This is a genomic window from Pseudodesulfovibrio halophilus DSM 5663, assembly GCF_059568665.1.
The window spans coordinates 321869-340831 of record NZ_JCANTV010000008.1 but is presented as its reverse complement, the minus strand read 5'-3'; the positions used below and the strand labels follow the sequence as shown (position 1 = coordinate 340831).

21 protein-coding genes are annotated in these 18963 nt (G+C 62.1%); 11 read left to right on the top strand and 10 right to left on the bottom strand.

Annotation, left to right across the window (positions count from 1 at the left end; all coding sequences use genetic code 11):
- The 5 genes from dsrO to BR24_RS03710 are packed head-to-tail and all read right to left on the bottom strand — an operon-like array spanning position 1 to position 4485.
- Entirely contained in the window at positions 1–786 is a 786-nt protein-coding gene (dsrO, locus tag BR24_RS03730) for a sulfate reduction electron transfer complex DsrMKJOP subunit DsrO (RefSeq protein WP_496540162.1), read from the bottom strand.
- Positions 786–1172 carry a sulfate reduction electron transfer complex DsrMKJOP subunit DsrJ gene (gene dsrJ / locus BR24_RS03725; protein WP_496540161.1) on the bottom strand — a complete coding sequence of 129 codons (387 nt, stop codon included), beginning with the start codon at positions 1170–1172 and terminating at the stop codon, positions 786–788. The genes dsrO and dsrJ overlap by 1 nt, the downstream gene beginning before the upstream one ends.
- A gap of 13 nt (positions 1173–1185) precedes the next feature.
- Positions 1186–2826 (bottom strand): sulfate reduction electron transfer complex DsrMKJOP subunit DsrK, encoded by a 1641-nt coding sequence (dsrK, locus tag BR24_RS03720; RefSeq protein ID WP_496540160.1) that lies wholly within the window; start codon positions 2824–2826, stop codon positions 1186–1188.
- A 46-nt stretch (positions 2827–2872) separates the two neighbouring features.
- The gene (dsrM, locus tag BR24_RS03715; protein ID WP_496540159.1) at positions 2873–3910 is read right to left on the bottom strand and encodes a sulfate reduction electron transfer complex DsrMKJOP subunit DsrM; all 1038 of its coding nucleotides are present in this window, start codon (positions 3908–3910) and stop codon (positions 2873–2875) included.
- 53 nt (positions 3911–3963) lie between these two features.
- Positions 3964–4485, bottom strand: a complete 522-nt coding sequence (locus BR24_RS03710; RefSeq protein WP_496540158.1) for an RsbRD N-terminal domain-containing protein — start codon at positions 4483–4485, stop codon at positions 3964–3966.
- Between the two features lie 315 nt (positions 4486–4800).
- On the opposite strand from BR24_RS03710, the gene BR24_RS03705 reads away from it, so the two are divergent.
- From BR24_RS03705 to BR24_RS03695, 3 genes are read left to right on the top strand one after another with little or no spacing between them, the layout of a single operon-like run.
- Positions 4801–5250 (top strand): Fe-S-containing protein, encoded by a 450-nt coding sequence (locus BR24_RS03705; RefSeq protein ID WP_496540157.1) that lies wholly within the window; start codon positions 4801–4803, stop codon positions 5248–5250.
- Between the two features lie 15 nt (positions 5251–5265).
- Complete coding sequence (locus BR24_RS03700; RefSeq protein WP_496540156.1) at positions 5266–6423, top strand: ABC transporter permease; 1158 nt, start codon at positions 5266–5268, stop codon at positions 6421–6423.
- Between the two features lie 17 nt (positions 6424–6440).
- Entirely contained in the window at positions 6441–7112 is a 672-nt protein-coding gene (locus BR24_RS03695) for an ABC transporter ATP-binding protein (protein WP_496540155.1), read from the top strand.
- Here the strand turns inward: BR24_RS03695 and BR24_RS03690 are convergent.
- Positions 7105–7842, bottom strand: coding sequence for a substrate-binding periplasmic protein (locus tag BR24_RS03690; protein ID WP_496540154.1), 738 nt, complete (start codon positions 7840–7842; stop codon positions 7105–7107). The two genes, BR24_RS03695 and BR24_RS03690, sit on opposite strands and share 8 nt — an antisense overlap.
- 112 nt (positions 7843–7954) lie before the next feature.
- Here BR24_RS03690 and BR24_RS03685 point away from each other — a divergent pair, with 112 nt between their 5' ends.
- Positions 7955–8545, top strand: a complete 591-nt coding sequence (locus BR24_RS03685) for a VOC family protein (RefSeq protein ID WP_496540153.1) — start codon at positions 7955–7957, stop codon at positions 8543–8545.
- A gap of 6 nt (positions 8546–8551) precedes the next feature.
- Here the strand turns inward: BR24_RS03685 and BR24_RS03680 are convergent, their stop codons facing one another.
- Positions 8552–9739, bottom strand: a complete 1188-nt coding sequence (locus tag BR24_RS03680) for an HDOD domain-containing protein (protein ID WP_496540152.1) — start codon at positions 9737–9739, stop codon at positions 8552–8554.
- A gap of 141 nt (positions 9740–9880) precedes the next feature.
- Between BR24_RS03680 and sfsA the strand changes: the two genes are divergently transcribed.
- Both sfsA and BR24_RS03670 read left to right on the top strand, forming a co-directional pair.
- Positions 9881–10585: a DNA/RNA nuclease SfsA gene (sfsA, locus tag BR24_RS03675; protein WP_496540151.1), complete on the top strand. Its 705-nt coding sequence runs from the start codon at positions 9881–9883 to the stop codon at positions 10583–10585.
- Positions 10586–11455 (top strand): DMT family transporter, encoded by an 870-nt coding sequence (locus BR24_RS03670; protein WP_496540150.1) that lies wholly within the window; start codon positions 10586–10588, stop codon positions 11453–11455.
- Between the two features lie 16 nt (positions 11456–11471).
- Here BR24_RS03670 and BR24_RS03665 read toward each other — a convergent pair whose 3' ends face one another.
- The 3 genes from BR24_RS03665 to BR24_RS03655 are packed head-to-tail and all read right to left on the bottom strand — an operon-like array spanning position 11472 to position 14139.
- Entirely contained in the window at positions 11472–12182 is a 711-nt protein-coding gene (locus BR24_RS03665) for an OmpA/MotB family protein (protein WP_496540149.1), read from the bottom strand.
- Positions 12183–12196: 14 nt separating this feature from the next.
- Positions 12197–12970, bottom strand: coding sequence for a motility protein A (locus BR24_RS03660; protein WP_496540148.1), 774 nt, complete (start codon positions 12968–12970; stop codon positions 12197–12199).
- Entirely contained in the window at positions 12970–14139 is a 1170-nt protein-coding gene (locus BR24_RS03655) for a cyclic nucleotide-binding domain-containing protein (protein ID WP_496540147.1), read from the bottom strand. The genes BR24_RS03660 and BR24_RS03655 overlap by 1 nt, the downstream gene beginning before the upstream one ends.
- Before the next feature lie 290 nt (positions 14140–14429).
- Between BR24_RS03655 and BR24_RS03650 the strand changes: the two genes are divergently transcribed.
- From BR24_RS03650 to BR24_RS03630, 5 genes are all read left to right on the top strand, one after another.
- On the top strand, positions 14430–14876 hold the full coding sequence (locus BR24_RS03650; protein WP_496540146.1) for a bactofilin family protein: 447 nt from the start codon (positions 14430–14432) through the stop codon (positions 14874–14876).
- Positions 14877–14917: 41 nt separating this feature from the next.
- Entirely contained in the window at positions 14918–15070 is a 153-nt protein-coding gene (locus BR24_RS03645; RefSeq protein ID WP_496540145.1) for a hypothetical protein, read from the top strand.
- A 150-nt stretch (positions 15071–15220) separates the two neighbouring features.
- Positions 15221–15682, top strand: coding sequence for a cytochrome P460 family protein (locus BR24_RS03640; protein WP_496540144.1), 462 nt, complete (start codon positions 15221–15223; stop codon positions 15680–15682).
- Positions 15683–15954: 272 nt separating this feature from the next.
- A complete protein-coding gene (locus tag BR24_RS03635) occupies positions 15955–17685 on the top strand; it encodes a sensor histidine kinase (protein ID WP_496540143.1) in 1731 nt (576 codons plus the stop codon).
- Between the two features lie 35 nt (positions 17686–17720).
- Complete coding sequence (locus BR24_RS03630) at positions 17721–18956, top strand: inorganic phosphate transporter (RefSeq protein ID WP_496540142.1); 1236 nt, start codon at positions 17721–17723, stop codon at positions 18954–18956.
- The last annotated feature ends 7 nt before the right edge of the window (positions 18957–18963 follow it).

Genomic DNA, 18963 nt, shown 5'->3' with positions numbered 1-18963 from the left:
CTATATGATGTAGTAGACGCTCGGCTCGGTGCCGGCGGAAGGTTTGCGACGCAGGGTGAACCGCTCGCGCAACACCTGGCGCACTTCGCTTTCGGGATCGTTGAGATCGCCGAAGAACATGGCGCCGTTGCTGGCCTCGACGCAGGCGGGGCGTTCACCCACGGCCAGACGCTCGACACAGAAGTTGCACTTTTCCACCACGCCGCGCATGCGGGTGGGGAACTTGGGATTCAGCTTCTTCAGTTCTTCCTCGGTGAAGTGGTCGCGAGGCTCGCTGAAGTTGAAGGAGCGGGAGCCGTACGGGCAACCGGCCATGCAGTAGCGGCAGCCGATGCAGCGATGGTAGTCCATGGCCACGATGCCGTCGGCACGCTTGAAGGTCGCCTTGGTCGGGCAGACGCGCACGCACGGAGGATTATCGCAGTGGTTGCACAGAAGTGCGTAGGAGCGCTGCTTTATTTCCTCGTTCATGTGCGGGTTGGGCTGCTCCACGAAGGTCTCGTCGTAGCTGCCGGTCCAGAGCCACTTGACTTCCTGATTGGAGTCGATCTCGGGCACGTTGTGGATCTTGTGACACACTTCGATGAGCGGAGCGAAGTCCTCTTGGGTCTTCAGCTTCGTGGTGTCGATGACCATTGCCCAGCGTTCGGCGTCGAGCCCTTTCGGGTTCTTCATGATCGGTGCGGCGTGGCCGCCACCGGCGGCCTTGGCGACTGCGGGGGCCGTGCAGAGCGCGGCCGCCGCGACACCGGCGAACTTGATGAACTTTCTTCTGTTCTGTTTCATTATTTCAGGCCCTCCGGCTGGATGTGGCAGTCCCAGCAGTAAGGCGACACGCCAGCGTCGGCGTGGCACTTGTCGCAGAACTCGGCCTTGTTCTTGTGGCAGTCCATGCAGGTGTTCTGCAGGCTGATTTCGAACTCTTTGCCCTCGTGGTTCACGTAGACGCGCTTGCCGTCACGCAGGGCCCAGTCGCGCCACTCATCCAGCAGCTCCATGTGCTTGGTGCGCATGAACTCGAGGGATTCGACACATTTCTTCTCTTTGGCCGGGAGCTTCAGCTTCGGCTGCTTGTACGACGCTTCCACCGTCAACGCGTTGTACGCGAAGGGGGAAAGCAACAGGCCGACGAAGATGAGCAGGCCAATGATGATTTTTCCACCGTAATGCATTGCTCACATCCTCCTAGGCGTTCGGGGGAGTCCAGTCGTCTTCCTCGTCCTCGAAGCCGGGGAGCGGCTCCTGGCGGAGGTCCATAGTCCGCTGCTCTTCCCCGGGCAGGACGAGCGCGTTACCCACGAGTTCGTGCGTTCCGCAGACCTCGACTCCGGGCGCCCAGTAATTAGCCAGGGGTATCAGCGTCGCACGGTCGATGGCGCAGATGCAGGCCATCATGTTGACGTCGTGCTTCTGCTGGACGTAGCGCAGGGCGTTGCCGCGGGGCAGTCCGCCGCGCATGCGGATTTCCATGATTTCGTCGGTGTTCAGGCCGGAACCGCCTGCGCAGCAGAACGTTTCTTCGCGGATGGTGCCCTGGGGCATTTCGAAGAAGTTGTTGCACACGGACTTGATCACGTAGCGGGGCTCGTCCAGCAGGCCCATGGCGCGGGACGGGTTGCAGGAATCGTGGAAGGTGACCCGGAGATGGTCGTTGCGGGTCGGATCCAGATTCAGCTTGTTGTGCTTGATCAGGTCGGAGGTGAACTCCGTGATGTGCACCATCTTGGTGGCCGCGGCGTTGTGGAACACGGTTCCGGTGACGGGGCTCTTCGGGGTCGTCATCTGCGGCCCCTGATTGTCGCCGTTCATGGTGTCCATGTACTGGTTGATCACGCGCCACATGTGGCCGCATTCGCCGCCGAGGATCCACTTGGCGCCGAGGCGGTTGGTCTCGGCGTACATCTTGGCGTTGAGCTTCTTCATCATCTCCGAAGAGGTGAAGAGCCCGAAGTTGCCGCCTTCGGATGCGTAGGTGGACATGGTATAGTCGAGATCAAGGTAGTGGAAGAGCATCAGGTAACCCATGAAGGTGTAGATGCCCGGATCCGCGAACACGTCGCCCGAGGGAGTGATGAAGATGATCTCGTGGCCCTTTTCGTTGAGCGGGGCCTTCACGCGAACGCCGGTGACTTCCTCGATGTCGTCCACCATGAATTCGACGATGTCGGCGAATGCGTGGGGCTGGATGCCGAGGTGGTTCCCGGTGCGGTTACAGTTGGAGACCGGCTCCATGATCCAGTTGATGCCGATGCCGCACAGGTGCAGCAGTTCGCGCGCCATCATGGTCACTTCCGCGGTGTCGATGCCGTAGGGGCAGAACAGGGAGCAGCGGCGACATTCCGTGCACTGGTAGAAGTAGATGAACCACTCCTTGAGCACGTCCTCTTCCATGACGCGGGATCCGGTGAGCTTGCTCAGGATCTTGCCCGCCATGGTGAAGTCCTTGCGGTAGACGGAGCGCATCAGCTCGGCACGGAGCACCGGCATGTTCTTGGGATCGCCGGATCCGATGAAGAAGTGACACTTGTCGGCACAGGCGCCGCAACGCACACAGATGTCCATGAAAAGCTTCAGGGAACGATACTTTTCAAGGCGTTCGACAAACCCCTGGTGGACGATGTCCCGCCAGTTCGGCGGCAGCTTCCAGTCCTCTTCGTTCGGAGCCCAGATGCGCGGATTCGGGAAGTTCACGCTCTCCAGAATCTCCGGCTTTGCCGGGTAGCACCAGTTGCCGGGGGAGAAATCCACGGGGGTCTCCATCCAGCCGGTCGCCGGCGGGGTGTAGTCTATGCTCTTGAAGAGTTCTTCAGCTTTGGGAACAGCCATATTATTCTCTCCAGTCGTTTAAATTGCTTATCAGTCCGGATGGGGCCTAAGCCTCGTCCGCGCCCTTGGCGTTCTCGGGATTGTCCAGGGGCAGACCGGCTTCAGCCATCATGGGACCGAATTCCTTCTCATAGGCCTCGTAGGAGTGAGGCTTGATGTTCGGATCGTTCCACGGGTTCACGTGGTGACGGATGCGCGCGTCGTTGGGCATGTTGCGGGTCGGGCTCAGGAACACGCCGCCGAGGTGCATCAGCTTGCTGAACGGGAAGTAGGCCAGCAGCACGCTCACGAGGAAGACATGCACGTAGAAGGACACGTCGATGTTCTCGGGAATGTGGAAGTTGAAGGTGGCCAGTCCCATGGTCAGTTCCTTGATGGCGATGACGTCCACCTTGGCGTAGTAGCGCATGTAGATGCCCGACAGAGCCACGCCGATGATGAGCAGCAGCGGGAAGTAGTCGTTGACCAGGGAGATGTAGCGCAGTCTGGAATCGGCAATCCTGCGGAAGAGAAGGAAGAGCAGGCCGGCCATGATCAGCACGTCGGACTGATACAGGACCGGAGCGCCGATCTGCAGGATGCCGTCCATGAACTCGAGTCCGTTGACGAAGAACGGGATCGGCTCAAGGAACAGGCGCAGGTGCCGCAGCACGATGACCAGAAAGCTGTAATGGAACAGCAGGGCGAAGAGCCACAGCCACTTGGAGGAGGCATAGGCCACCACCGGCTCGTCCCCGACCTTGTGCAGGGAAGCCTTGCTGTTGCGGAACAGGCTGCGGAAGGTCAGCACTTCCAGAAGCATGCGGACAACGGTCTGAAAACCGTTGGTGGGGTTGTCCCACTTGTTCTGTTTAAAGGTTTCGGGGTCGAAGGAGCGCTGCTGCCCACCGGTGGTGGGGATGCTGAAGGGCACCGGGCTCTTACCCCATTTGATTATCCTGTAGGCGAAGCCCAGGACGAAGATGACGAAGGCCGTCATCGGGATGCACACGCCGAATATCGTATTCAGGTGCGCCAGTCCCACCCCGAACAATGGGATGAAGACCAGGAGAAAAACGAAGAGGAGTGAGTACAAAGCATTCATCTACCGTCACCTCGCTTGCATTTTGGTCCCGCGAACATTCGCGGGGACCGCCTCTATTCCTCGGCCTTGCCGGCCGTCACGTCCGAAACGCAGTTGGCCCGCCGCACGATATTGCGGTGGGCGCGCTTGACCTCGTCCACGCGCATGGCGAAGAGCTCCTCGCGCGTTTTCGAGTAGATGTCGAAGGCCATCATGGCCATGTTGTCGAGTTTTGCCTCGAATCGAAGCAGGTCTGCCAGCTCGCCCTTCTTCTCCATCTCCTTGAAGTACGCTTCGCGAAGCACCTTCTTGAAGAGGAAGAGAAAGCTCAGGGCCTGAGAGGGGCTGAACTCCTGAACGGAGCGGATGCGGATAAGGCGGTCGAGGGAGTCGGCCATGGCCTCCGCATCATCCCAGCGGATGAGGTGGTCGATGAACTCGCCCACGCAACGGGTTATGGTTTCGCCCACGGGGTTTGAGAACGTGTTCCCGCCGGTCTTCCAGATACGACGGGTCTCCTCGGGATAGCTCCCGAGGATGGCGTCCACCCATTTTTCCGCGAGCGTCTCGCGGTCGGCGCCTAGGCGCTCCTCCATACCCATAACGCTACCAGCTCCTATAAAAAAATCTCGCGAAACAGCGACGCCCTCCCCCAAGGGCCACCGGTTCACGCTCGAATTGGCTGAGGATAATTGTGAAAACCCTCACGTAAAGATGTGAGTTTCTATTCCAGATAGACTCGAAAAGGTCAAGGTTTTTTGCCAAAAAAAGCGGCTGCTCCCGGCCTTGCCGACACCCCGAAAATGCCCGTCATGCGGGCCTTTTTCCCAAGGTGAATTTCCCTGCACCGAACACTTGCCAAAGCGCGGATTAATGTATACCTGTGCGGTATGAAAAACAGGGAGACACCCATGAAGACCATACACATACTTGCCCTCACCCTTCTGCTGACCCTCGGAGCCGGTTCGGCATACGGATTCCTCGGCCTTTTCGGACCGGAGCCGCTCGAGGCGGAAAACGGCGTCGTGAAAATCGACGTGGACACGGTCTCGGACGGCAAGGCACATCACTTCACCTACGACGCGGCAGGCAAGACAATCCGCTTCTTCGTGATCCAGAGCCGCGACGGCGTCATCCGTGCCGCCCTTGATGCCTGCGACGTCTGCTGGCGCGAGGACAAGGGCTACTCGCAAAACGGCGAATGGATGGTGTGCGACAACTGCGGCCAGCGTTTCCACTCAGCCCGCATCAATGAAGTCCGCGGCGGCTGCAACCCCGCTCCGCTGGAGCGCAGCGTGGAAGACGGAATGGTCGTGATTCCCGAGTCCGACCTGTTCGCCGGCCGGCGGTACTTCCTCTAGCCCGGAACGTCGCGCATGAATCTGCTGACCATCCCCCTGCGCAACGTCAGGCGCAAATGGCTCAAGTCGGCCCTGCTCCTCGGCGTGTTCGCGCTGGCCGCCATGTCGATCACGGCCCTTTCGCTGGTATCCCGTGCAGTCGGCGCCGGCATGGAAGAGAAGCTCACCGCCTTCGGTGCCAACATCCTGATTGTTCCACGCTCCGAGACACTGAGCGTCAGCTACGGCGGGTTCAGCCTCGGAGACCTTGACTTCGGCAGCGAAATGCTCGTGGTCGACGAGGTGGACAGAGCCATCGACTCCGTAGAGCTGCGCAAGAACATCAGCGTGGTGGCTCCCAAGCTCATCCATGCGGGACGCCTGAACGGCGCCCCCGTTGGCGTCATCGGCGTACGCTGGGATCGCGAGAAGGCCCTCAAGGGCTACTGGGCCGTTGACGGCAGCTATCCAGAGAGCCGCAACGAGGTGCTGGCGGGGGCCAAACTTGCCGAACAGCAGGGGTTGCGCCCGGGCGACACGACCAGCCTCGACGGACGGGATGTCCGCGTGACCGGGGTGCTCATGCCCACCGGCAGCGACGACGACTCCGTGCTTTTCGCGGCGCTGCCCTTTGTGGGCGAGCTGGCGGACACGCCGGGTCGCGCGACCTTCGTGGAAGTGGCGGCCCTGTGCTCCGGGTGTCCCATTCAGGACATAGTGGACCAGCTCGCCGAAGTGCTGCCCGGCACCGAAGTCACGGCCATGCAGCAAGTGGTCAAGCAACGCATGTACTCCATCCGCTTCGTGGAACGCCTCGCCTTCGGCGTGAGCTCGGTGATCCTGCTCATCGCCTGCGCCTCCGTGGGCCTTTCCATGCTGTCCTCGGTCAACGAGCGGGTCCGGGAGATCGGCCTGCTCCGTTCGCTCGGCTTTTCACGGCAGGGCGTGTTCACGGTGTTCTGTTTCGAGGCCCTGCTCATCGGCCTGACGGCCGGGCTCGCCGGCTACCTGCTGGGACTCGGCGCAAGCGCGAAGATACTGTCCCTGCTCGACATGGGCGGCACTGCGAGTTTTTCCGGCGCCGAGCTCGGGCTGTCCGCCCTGTCCGCCGCGCTTGTCGCTGCGGTCTCGTCGGTTCCCCCGGCACTCAAGGCGGCTTCCGTTGAACCTTCAAAGGCGCTCGTATCCCTCTAGCTCCACAAGGAACCGTCATGCTTCTCGAAGCACGCAATATTGAAAAACGTTTCGGCCCCGAACCGGAGGGTCTCGTCCTCGGCGGCGTGGACCTCTCGGTGGACCGCGGCGAGTTCGTTGCCATCACCGGCCGCTCCGGGTCGGGCAAGTCCACCCTGCTCAACATCCTGTCCGGCATCATGCGACCCGACGGCGGATCGTTGCATTTCGAGGGCAAGGACATCACCGCGCAGGGAAACCGGGAACTCGACCGCCTCAGGGCAACCGGATTCGCCATGATCTTTCAGGCGCATCACCTCCTGCCCTACCTCACGGCGGAGGAGAACGTGCTGCTGCCCGCAATGCGCGGTCTGCGCCCCGTCTCCGCAGATCAGACGGAGACCGCCCGGGAGTGTCTGGCGCGCGTGGGGCTCGACGGCAAAGGACACCGGCTGCCCGGAGAGCTCTCCGGCGGGGAGTGTCAGCGTGTGGCCATAGCCCGTGGCTTGGCCAAGAAGGCGTCCGTGCTGTTCGCCGACGAACCCACCGGAAGCCTCGACCGCAAGACCGGGGACGGCATCATGGAGCTGCTGGAGTCTCTGCCCGGGACCGGACTGAGCGTGGTGATGGTGACGCACGAGGCGGACTACGCATGCAGGGCGCAGCGCACCGTGGAGCTGGCCGGCGGGAGGCTGGCCGGGATCAGTTGAGCTTGAAGAGCTTGCCGTAGGTGCCGTCGATGCGAATCTCGCTCAAGGCGGTCTCGAAACTGCGCACCAGATCAAGGTGCTCGGACTTCTTGGAAAACGCCAGATAGCTCGGCACGTTCTGAAGCGGCGGCGACAGCGCCCGCACGCCGTCCTTCCTCCCCATTTCAGCGAGGATGGTCCACGCCTCGAGCCAGTTCGAGACGAGGATGTCCGACTCTCCGGCAAGGAACCGCCGCACCGACTGCTCCCCGTTTCGGGAGACGATGAGCTTGTCGATTATCCCGTGCTCGACAGCGGCGTCGAAGAAGCTGCCGTAGCTGACCTGTTCGACCACGCCGAACGTGTACTTGGCCAGGGGCACCAGATCACCGTTGTAGTCGATGGCCGACCCTTCGCGCACGAAGAGAGAGGTCATCTGACCCACCAGCTCTGTGTTCGGGTAGACGAGATACTCCTCGCGCTCCGGCGTCCTGAAGGCGGTGTAGATGGCATCCGCCTCTCCGACCCTGACGGCGTCGAGGGCGTCGGCCCACGCCATGAGTTCGATCTCTATTTCCACATCCATCCGCTGGAACACCTCGCGCACCACGCGGGTCGCAACGCCCTTCACCTCCCCGTCCTCCATGTATTCATAAGGCGGATAGGACAGCGTGACGATCTTCAGCGGCTCTGCGAAGGCCGCGGCGGACAGAAAAAGGACCAGCGCGAACGCAAGGCTGATTCGGGACATTCTTCCTCCGATAGAGCATTGGTAGCACACTCGCGCCCATGCTCGCAACGCCGTGATAATAACCCTGTTGCCAAACCGGCAAAGGTGCTTATTGTTGGTGGCTGGAGGTACCATGGCACGATTCACGGGCATAAATCACATGGCAATGGTCACGGCGGACATGGACAGGACCATCGCCTTCTGGCGCGACCTTCTCGGTTGCCGGCTGGTCACGGGGCTGGGGCATCCGGGCTACCGGCATTACTTCTTCGAGCTGACCCGGCACGACATGATCGCCTTCTTCGAGTGGCCCGAGCTGGACAACTGTCCTGAGAAGGACCACGGCGTCCCGGTGAAAGGCCCGGCCTGCTTCGACCATGTCTCTTTCGAACTGGCCTCGCAGGATGAACTATGGGAACTCAGGGACCGGCTTGAAGCCGCGGACATCTGGGTCTCCGAAGCCGTGGACCACGGCTTCATCCATTCCATATACACCTTCGACCCCAACGGGATCGCCATCGAATTCAGCGTTACCGTGCCCGATGTGGACATCCGCAGCACGCCGGTCATGGTGGACAGCGACCCCACCCCGCTGGCGCGCGAAGGCGCGGACCCGGTGCCGGGACGCTGGCCCGAACCCGAGCGATTCACCCCGCCGGAAGAGCGTGAGGTCTATCCGGGCGAAGGGGATCAGATCCGTGAGGCGGCCCGAAAGAAAAAATAGCGCTGCTTACTGCGTGGTCCCGTCGAAGAACGCTTCCATGATGCGGTGAGCCTGGTTCTCGGCCTCCAGCGCGAGGCTTCCGAATTGAGCCGGGGCCACCCCCAGCAGTTCCCACGCGGCCTTGTCCAGCCTGGGGACATAGAGGTCGCCGCTGCGAGCGGTGTACAGAGCGTTGGCCATGAAGTCCGCGGCGTGGACGATGGCCGTCTCCAGCATCACCGGCGACGCCGACGGGCCGTGGTGGTGACGCAGCAGGTGCTCCAGAAACCGCGGCAGCTTCCACGCGCGCAAAAGCTCGGCTCCGATTTCCGCGTGCGTCGTTCCCCAGAGGGTCATCTCCGCCTGCGACACGGACTGCGGCTTAACACGACACGCCTGAAGCGGCTCCAGCGCCCGTTCGGGCAGATTGCGAAGCACCACCAGCCTGCCGATGTCGTGCAGCAGCCCGGCCACGAAGAAACGCTCGTCGTTGGCTATGCCGTGGTGGCTTGCGAGCAGGCGCGCGATCGTGCCGCACATGATGCTGTGCAACCAGAAGCCCTGAAGATTCAGTATGTCCTCGGGGATTCCCTCGAAGGCGGTGATGACGGAGATGCCCTGCGCCAGCCCGACAAGCTGCTCCGCCCCGACGATGGTCACCGCCCGGGTAAGGGAGTCAATGCGCCCGGGGAATCCGTAGAACGGCGTGTTGACCATGCGCAGCAACCTCGCCGAGACCGCCACGTCCTTGCTGATGATGTCCGCCATGTACGACGCGGAGCTGCGCGGATCGTTCAGCGCTTCGCTTATTTCGAAAAAGATGGCGGGCAGGCTCGCCAGCCGCACTTCGCCCTGAACCAGCTCCGCCGGGTCCAGCGGCCCCGCGGACTCGACCTTCAGCTCTGGGGCGGGATCGTAGCTTTTCACCATCTCCCTGAGCTGATCCGGGCTGTAGCGGGTTGCCGCGACCTTCACGAAGGCTCTGGCGGCTTCTCTCACGGCGGAGTGGCGGTGGTTGGTCAGGAGAAACTTTTTGCGGGCAAGCTCTCTCGCTGCGTCGAGAGCCTCCGGTGGGATGTCGGAAGAGTCGTCGCGCACATCCACCCGCGAGATTCCTGCGGCAACGGCCGTGGCTATGCTTGAGCCGGTCAGCGACGCCCCGGCCCGCAGGAGTCTGCGCCCCTGCGGTGTCACCAGATCACGTTCGAGCAGCATGCCCGGCTGTATTTCATCAATCGTTCGCCATGCCATAGGTTCGCCTTTCGGTTGGGAAAAACGTCCGTCCCTCTCGGCTTCTCTTGCCGAAGATGCTCATCATACCCTATTCTCCGGCCGCAAGCCACAGGAGTATAGAGAATGACGAGCGCCTTTCTGCCATATCCCGAGGGATGCATCCGGGCCGACTTCATCGACCGCCGCAAGCGCTTCACGGTGAACGCGCAGGGCGCCGACGGCCGCATCGCCGCCCACACCAACAACACCGGCTCCATGATGGGGCTTCTTCGGGAAGGCAGGACCGTGCTCCTCTCTCCCGCCGCCAATCCGAACCGGAAACTCAAATGGACCCTCGAGGCCGTGCAGTTTGACGATTTCTGGGTCGGTGTCAACACCTCCACCCCGAACAGGATGGTCCGCGCGGCGTTCGAAGCCGGACAACTGCCGGACACCGAAGGCTACACCGAGTTCCGCAGCGAGGCCAAGACCGGAAGCAGCCGTCTGGACGCCCGCCTTGAAGGGCCCCGGGGCGTGCTGTGGGTGGAATGCAAGAACGTCACCATGGTTGAGGACTGCCGAGCCTGCTTTCCCGATGCCGCCACCGAGCGCGGCAGGAAACACCTGAACGAGCTCATGGCCCTTGCCGAGCAGGGAGACCGCGTCGCGCTCTTCTTTCTCGTGCAGCGGCCCGACGGCGACTGCTTCGGCCCCGCCGACTTCATCGACCCGGAGTATGCGAACCTGTTCGCCAAGGCACTGCAAAAAGGCGTGGAGGCGTGGCCGTTCGAGGCCGAAGTCGGCATGGACGGCATCCGGCTCGGCCGCAGGCTTCCGGTGGCGATCTAGATGGGCTCGCTCGCGCTTGGCGCGGTGGTCATCAGCTTTGCCGCCGTCTTCGTCACTTCAGCCGGCATCTCGGCCGACGCTTCCGCGTTCTATCGGATGCTCTTCGGCGGCATCACCATGGTCGGACTGCTGGCGGCCAAGGGGAGGCTCGGCACGCTCAAGACGGTCCTGCCCGCCTCCCTCATTGCGGCATTCTTTCTGACAGGCGACTTCCTCTGCTGGCACAGGGCCATCCTCGCGGTGGGGCCGGGGCTGGCAACCATGCTGGGCAACCTTCAGGCGGTCTTCATCGCCGTGTTCTCCGTCATCATCCTCGGAGAGCGGCCCGGCTTCCGATTCGGGGGCGCGCTCATTCTGGCCCTCGGCGGCGTCTATCTCACGGTCGGCCCGCAATGGGACCTCGGCGGCGAGACCTTCCAGAAAGGGGTGCTCTACGGCGTGGCGACGGGACTGTTCTACGCCGCCTACATCCTGTCCCTGAAACGCCTCGTGGCCCGCACCGGCGACGCCCTCGCCAGCGTGGCCGCCATCACCCTCTGGACCGCGGCGGCCTGCGGGGCGGCCAACCTGATCGGCGGCGGCTCCTTCGCGCTGCCGGACATGGCCGCGTGGTCATCCATGCTCTCACTCGGCGTTCTCTGCCAATGCGGCGGTTGGCTGCTCATCAGTCGCGGGCTGGATACGGTGCGCGCCTCGCTCGCCGGGCTCGTGCTTCTGCTCCAGCCGGTGCTGTCGTTTCTGTGGGATATTCTCTTCTTCGCAAAACCGGTAGACCCGGTGGAACTCTCCGGCGTGGCGCTGGCGCTCTGCGGCATCTATCTGGGTTCCCTGCAACGGCAGCCCAGGGCCCGCGATCTGCCGGGCGGGTGACTCAAATGACGAAAAGCTAGGAGGCAGGACGAACCAGAATGGTCACGCGACGGTTCCGGGACTGGTTCTCCACGAGTGGATTGCCGTTCTCGTCGCGGTTGGGAACAAGCGGTTTTGTATCCGCAAGCCCCTTGATCTCTATCTCGCCCTTAGGGAACCCCTCACCGATGAAATAGCGGGCCACGGACGCGGCGCGCGCCGACGAAAGCTCCCAGTTGGAGGGGTAGCGCGCCGAACGGATGGGGATGTCGTCGGTGTGGCCTTCGATGGTCAGCCGGTAGCCGTGGCCAGTCAGGGGCGCGACGATGCGCGAGAGGATTTCGCGCGCCTTTGCGGTCAGCCCGGCCTCGCCGATGCGGAAGAACACCGTGGAGGGCAGGCTGATGGCCACCGCGTCGGGCCGCATGCGCAGGGAGACGGTGTCCGCGTCCTGGTCGATGAGCTTGGCGAGCTCCAGCTGCAGTTCGAAAAGATTCTTCCCCCTGCCTTCCACCGGGAACCGGCTGGACTGAGGGTCGCCCTCCATGACGCGGCTCGGCGCATCCTTGCCCTTCATGGCTTCGGCCAGAATGTCGGAAACCGCTTCGTACCGGCTCTGGTCCACCTTGGCGATGCCCAGCATGACCACGAAGAAGCACATGAGGAGCATCATCATGTCCGCGAACGACAGCGCCCAGGTGCTGTTGTCCGGTCCACGGTGCTTCTTGCGCGGCGGTAGCGGATTCACGGCTCCCCTTCCTCCTAGCGTGCGCTCACGGAGGACCACTTGCGCGGCGGCAGGTAGCCCTTGAGCTTGTCCATGACGATGGCGGGCGGCGTCTTTTCCTTGATGAACAGGATGCCGTCCCGGATGACGTTCATGAGGATGGTGCGCTCCTCCACCCGCCGCTCCACCTTGGTGGCGATGGGCAGGTAGAGCAGGTTGGCGAAGAGCACGCCGTAGAGCGTGGTGGTCAGCGCCGTGGCCATGGCGGGGCCGATGCGGGTGATGTCCCCGCCGAGCCCCTGCATCATGGCGATGAGCCCGATGAGCGTGCCGATGATGCCGAAGGCGGGCGAGAGCGTCGCCATGGTCCGGTAGATGCCCGTGGCGTAGGTCTCCTGCTCGTGATACTGCTGAATGCGCGTGTCGAGGATTTCCTTGAGTTCGTCGCGGCTGTAGCCGTCCACCAGCATCTGGAGCCCGTCGCGCAGAAATTCGTTCTCGATCTTCTTGATGGACTGTTCCAGATACTCCTCGCCCTTGTAGGAGGAATCCTTGGAAATCTGCACCAGCACCTTGATGTAGTTGCCGATGGGCAGCTCCTCGGCCCGGAAGGCGGTCATGAACAGGCCGAAGACGCGCATGACTTCCTTGAGCGGGTAGCAGATGAAAGTGGCCGCGATGGTGCCGCCCAAGACGATTGCCAGTCCGGGGAGGTTGATGAAGACCTCCACCGAGTCCGTGGCGACCCACGTCGCGCCGCAGAGCACGGCGATGCCGGTGATGATGCCGAAAATGGTTGCGACGTTCACTACTGGGAGACCCCCTTTGCGGCCTTGACGAGCGAAACGAGCTCATCCTGCACGTCCTGCGCCTCGGCCTCGTCCACGTTCTCGCGATTCTCCGCCTCTTCCTGAACGATCGCCGCGATCTTGCGTGCGAGGTTGCTCACGATCTTTTTTCGCGCGTCCTCTTCCGCGACGCTCATCAGGATGCCCAGCTTGTAGTACCCGAGCTTGGCGAACACGTCCTTGAGCGTGGCGTTGTCCACGAAGACGATGTCGTTGACGTCCTCGAGGTCCTCGATCTTCTTGCGCTTGCGCTTGACCTTCCTGAAGAAGCCCTCCTCCTGCTGTTCGGCCCAGGCCATGGTGTTGGCCTTGTGGAACAGAAACAGCGACTCGGGGATCTCCCCTGCGGCCATTTTCTTGTAGATGACTTCGGGCGAGGCGTTCACGGCCTCGGCAAAGTCGAAGATGTCCATGAACTCGAGGTCCGAACAGGCGGCCTCGGGGCCGAGCTGCTTGGCGAGGTTTCCGGCGACCTCGAGAAAAGTCTCCGGCGAGGTGATGCGCACGTAGCGGTCCGCAAAGGCCTTGCCCGTGCCCGTGGCGTTGATTTCGATGATCTTGAGCGTGCGCAGCTTTTCCAGCACCTGTTGCAGCTCGGCCTCGGTGGTGAGCAGCACCGTCTTGCAGGTGCGGGCGAGTTCGCGGACCGGCAGCCCCATGGTGTGGTTGGGGATGCGCTTGGCCTGCGCCGGGGGCAGGTTGCTGTGCGTTGCCCACGACATTTCGAGAATTCGGCAGATAGCCAGAAAGGTGTCGGTACCGGTTCTGGCGCCGCCCGCGCTGTTGGCCTTGCGCAGCCGTTTGAGCAGGAGGTTCACCAGATGCTTGACGGTCTTGGGGCTGCGCTCGAGCATGCCCGTGACCTGCTGCCGGGTGAGCACCATGAGCTCGCAGTACTCCGCGGCCTCGGCGCTGGCAGAGCGCGCCTGTTCCGCCAGCGCGCCCATTTCCCCGAAGATCTCGCCCTTGCCGAGACGGTCCAGAACCACCTTGCGGTTGTCCACGGTCCGGTACAGCGTCACCGAGCCCTTCTTGATCATGTAGGCGTAGGTGCCCTGCTGGCCTTCCTGAAAAATGACCTGTCCCTTGTGGTAGGTCTTGATGTTCTGAATCTTTCTCTCGGTCATCATGCGTGTATTCACCCCGAAAATAGAGAACCATACCACTTTGCCAAGATATCTTAACGTAGCCGTTTTTCGCATAAAGGACAATGCGGATAGAATGTCGGCCGCCCCCTTCCCCGCAAGGAGCGCATGGGGGACGGACCGTACCCGGTTCCCCGTTTTCGGAGTCGACGCGTCCGCGGCGGTTCTGTTATAAATGAGAAAAAAATTTGTGGCGTTCGACTGCCCGGAACGGTATATGGCCCATCGGCACGTTTCACTGCTTCGAGGCGCGCAAAGACAGTTCGTGAGGTTCAATGGGCATTTTCAGCAAATCATCCGCACAGGGCGACTCTTCGGAGCTCAACGCGTTTCTCGGCGTGGGCACCGAATACCGCGGCAAGCTGCACTTCGTGGGCACCGTCCGCATCGACGGTATCTTTCATGGTGAGATCGCCACCGAAGGCACGCTCGTACTCGGGCCCGAAGCGTATATTCAGGGCACCGTCAACGTCGGGCACCTCGCCTCAAGCGGCAAGATCGAGGGCGACGTGATCGTCGGCGGCAGGACCATTCTCCAGAAAGGCTCCAGCCTCAGCGGCAGCCTGTCCACTCCGGCTCTGGTTATGGAAAAGGGCGCCTTCCTTCAGGGAGACATCGCCATGACCGCCGAAAAGAAGCCGGAAGTCAGGGCCGCATCCACCGTGCAGGCGCTCGGCGCCCCGGAAGAGGACGAGCTTGCCGATCAGGCCGACCTCGGGTAAAAGGTATCTCTTCAAATAACAATCGATGAGAGGATAGCAGCATGTACCAGTTCGTGATCGTCAAAGGCGACTCGGAAACCATCGTGTCCACCGGCGACAACTACCTCGAGATGGAATTGCAGCTGGAACGGCACATCCGGTCGCTCAATCCCGGCTATGGCGAGATCCGAAAGGTCGGGGATTCCAAGAAATAGTATTTGCCGCAGTCGGCACCCGGGGCGTTTCCAGCAGGAAGCGCCCCTCTTTTTTGCGCCCGCCACGCGAAAAATCGCATGGAGAATAACGCCGCGGCTCTGGCAACAGCCGACGTTTGGTGCTAGCATCTCGCAAACTCGGAGGTTGCCATGAAACAGGTTTTGCTCGGCACGCTTCTGCTCCTGGCCGTGAGCGCTGCGGCCATGGCGGGGAGCGCTTCCAATCCGGACCCGGAAGCACTCTGGAACAGGATCGCGGTGGACGACCCCTATACGGAATGGGGGCAGTTCCCAGACCACCGGGGAATGCAGGAAGGCAACGCCCCCCACGGCCAGTGGCACATTGTCTACGTCAACGAACAGGCCGGTTCGGCAGGACACCCCAAGGACGACGGCGCCGTCATCGTCAAGGAGAACTTCGGCGAAGGGAAAACCCTCAACGCCATCACCGTCATGTACAAGGTGGACGGATACAATCCTGCCGCCGGAGACTGGTTCTGGGTCAAATACGGTCCCAAGGGTGAGGTGCTCGTGTCCGGACGTCCGCAGGGTTGCATCAGCTGCCACACCGCGGCACGGGACAATGACTTCATCATGACCTCGGAGCACTAACCCCCACGAAATCGCCTTTCGGGTCGGAGAATCCAAGATTTTCCGGCCCTTTTTTGCGCTTCGCGAAAAACATTTCCCTCGAAAGAGCTCAGAATGAAACAGCTTTTCTCCGTGTAACGTGATTGTAACAAAAGCATATTCCATGGGGCGGCCATTTGTGCTAGTTCTCGCGCGTCCACGGACGCTGGAACCTGAGAGGAAATCAGAACATGATACTTAAGTCCTTCCGGATGAGGGTCCTTCTTTGGGGCGGGGCTCTCCTGTTGGCGGCGATGGGTGTTGTATTTTACTACAGCACCCTCCTTGTGGGCTCCGATCTCACGGAGGATACCGAAGAGCGTTCGTGGCGCCAGCTGCAGACCGTGCGTTGGCTCGCCCTCGACCACCGGCCCTTCGAATCCCGCCTTGAATTCGACGAATGGATCACGCAGGTCGGCGGTCGTCTCGGGGTCAGAATCACCTACATCCACGACGGCAGGGTCCTTGCCGACTCCGAAGTGCCCTTCAGCGCGCTGGACGGACTGGAAGACCACGGGCACAGGCCCGAGGTGCTCAACGCCCTGCACGCCGGCAAGGGCATGGACCACCGCCGCTCAGCCACGCTGGATCAGGAAATGATGTATGTGGCCTGGAACATGCCCGCTACCGGGGGGCTGCCCGAAGGCGTGCTGCGCGTGGCCACGCCGTTCTCCCAGGTGCGTGAGCGCGTGGGCGATCTCAGGGAGAACTTTTTCTGGCTCATGCTGCTGACCATGGTCGCCGCCACCGGACTGGCGGCCCTGCTCTCGCGCGTCATGAGCGGCTCCATCAAGGCCTTCTCGGACGTGGCGAGACAGATCGGGGACGGGAACTACTCCCAGCGCATCCGCGTCATCCCCGGCGGCGAGTTCTATCCGCTGGCCCAGTCGGTCAACGCCATGGCCAAGAAGATCGAGCGGCACATCCGCACCATCGAGGACCAGAAAGGACAGCTGCGCGCCATGTTCGAAGGCATGACCGAAGGCGTCATGACGCTTGACGCGCACGGCCGCGTGGAGTCCTACAACTCGGCGCTGGACGGAATGATCTCCATGCCCGCCACGGCCCGCGGAAGGACCCCCATCGAGGTGACGCGACGCTACGAGGTCCAGAACCTCGTGGACAGCCTCTTATCCGACACCGCCACCGAAGAGGACATGGAGCCAAGGATTATCGACCTGCTCGACAACCGCGTGGTCGAGGTCAGCGCGGTCCCGTACACGGACCACGACGGTGGCCGCAAGATCATCCTCGTCTTCCACGACATCACCGCCATGAAGCGCTCGGAAAAAGCCCTCAAGGACTTCGTGGCCAACGCCTCCCATCAGCTGCGCACGCCGCTGACCAGCATCAAGGGCTACTCGGAAACCCTGCTGGACAGCCCGCCCAGAGACTTCGAGGGCGCGCGCGGATTCCTCGAGATCATCGTCAAGAACGCCAACCACATGAGTCAGGTCATCTCCAGCATGTTGGCACTGGCCAAGTCCGAACAGATCGGCAAGGCGTTCCGCATGAGCGCGGTATCGGGCCGCGAGGCCCTTGCTCAGGCGGTTGTGGACGTCACTCCGCTGGCTTCCGACAAGGATGTGACCATTCGCACCGAGGCCGAAGAGGGACAGCTGGCGGTCCTCGGTGACGAGGAAGGTCTGCTCCACGTCTTCCACAACCTGATCCAGAACGCCGTCAAGTTCAGCCCCGAAGGCGGCGAGATCCGGATATACGCCGCTGAACGGAACGGCAAGGTGCGCTTCTGCGTCGAGGATCAGGGGCCGGGCGTGGCAAGGGAACACAGCGACAAGGTGTTCGAACGCTTCTACAGAGTGGACGAGAACACCATCGACGGCCAAGGCGGAGCGGGACTCGGCCTGGCCATATGCCGCCGGATAGTCAGCAACTTCGGCGGCGAGATTTGGCATGACGGAGCGGGAAGGGACGGCAGCGGAGCGAGGTTCTGCTTCAGTCTCGACGCCGCCGGAGAAAACTAACGAACGTGACCCTCCAAGGCCGGAGGGGGGGAAAAATGGACATTTACGACGTATTCTTCTACCTGTCGCTGGGCGCCGGGTTCATGATGGCATTCAACCTTGGCGCCAACGACGTCGCCAACTCCATGGCGTCCGCCGTGGGAGCCAAGGCCATCTCGGTGCGGCAGGCGGTCTTCATCGCCGGTATCCTCAACTTCGTGGGGGCCGTCTTCCTCGGATCCCACGTGACCGCCACCGTTTCCAAGGGCATCATCAACCCCTCATCCATATCCGACCCCAAGATCATCATGATAGGGATGTTCGCCGCACTGCTTGCGGCCGGGATATGGGTGCTCATAGCCACGCTCACATCACTACCCGTCTCGTCGACACACTCGATAGTCGGGGCCATCATGGGCTTCGGCATGGTGGCCGGCGGCGCGGACGTGGTGAACTGGCTCAAGATGGGCGGCATCGTCCTCTCGTGGATCATCTCGCCGTTCTTCGCATCCGCTATCGGCTATTTCGTCTTCACCAGCATACGACGAAAGATCCTCTACAAAAAACACTTCATCCGTCAGGCCAAGAAATGGGCGCCCTTCTGGATAGCCCTGACCGTGGCGCTGATCATGCTCTCCTTCCTCTACAAGACCCCGGTTGGCAAGGATCTCAACCTGCCCTGGGCCGTATCCCTGCTCGTGGCCGCAGCCGTGGCCGGCGCAGTCTACTGCGTGGCATGGTGGATAGTGTCCCGGCTGGTGCGTGACGCCGAGGAAGGCCCCGAGACCGTCGAGACCGTCTTCCGCAAGATGCAGGTCGGCACCTCCTGTTACGTGGCGCTCTCCCAGGGCGCCAACGACGTTGCCAACGCCATCGGTCCCGTGGCCGCCATCTACCTCATCTCCCGCGAGCACCAGCTGCTGGCACAGGCCGACGTGCCCATAAGCATGCTCATCCTCGGCGGCATCGGCATCGCCGTGGGTATCGGCCTGCTCGGCCACAAGGTAATGGCCACCGTGGGCGGTCGCATCACCCAGCTGACCAACACCCGCGGTTTCGCCGTGGACTTCGGCGCAGCCAGCACCGTGCTGGTGGCCTCCAACATGGGGCTGCCCGTTTCCACCACGCACGCCGCCGTCGGCGCGGTCGTCGGCGTGGGCATGGCCCGTGGCTTCCGCGCGGTGGACTTCCGCGTGCTCGGCAAGATCGTACTCTACTGGGTGCTCACGGTTCCCATTGCCGCCGTGACCTCCATTGTTATCTTTGAACTGTTAAAGGCCATATGCTATTAGCATGATG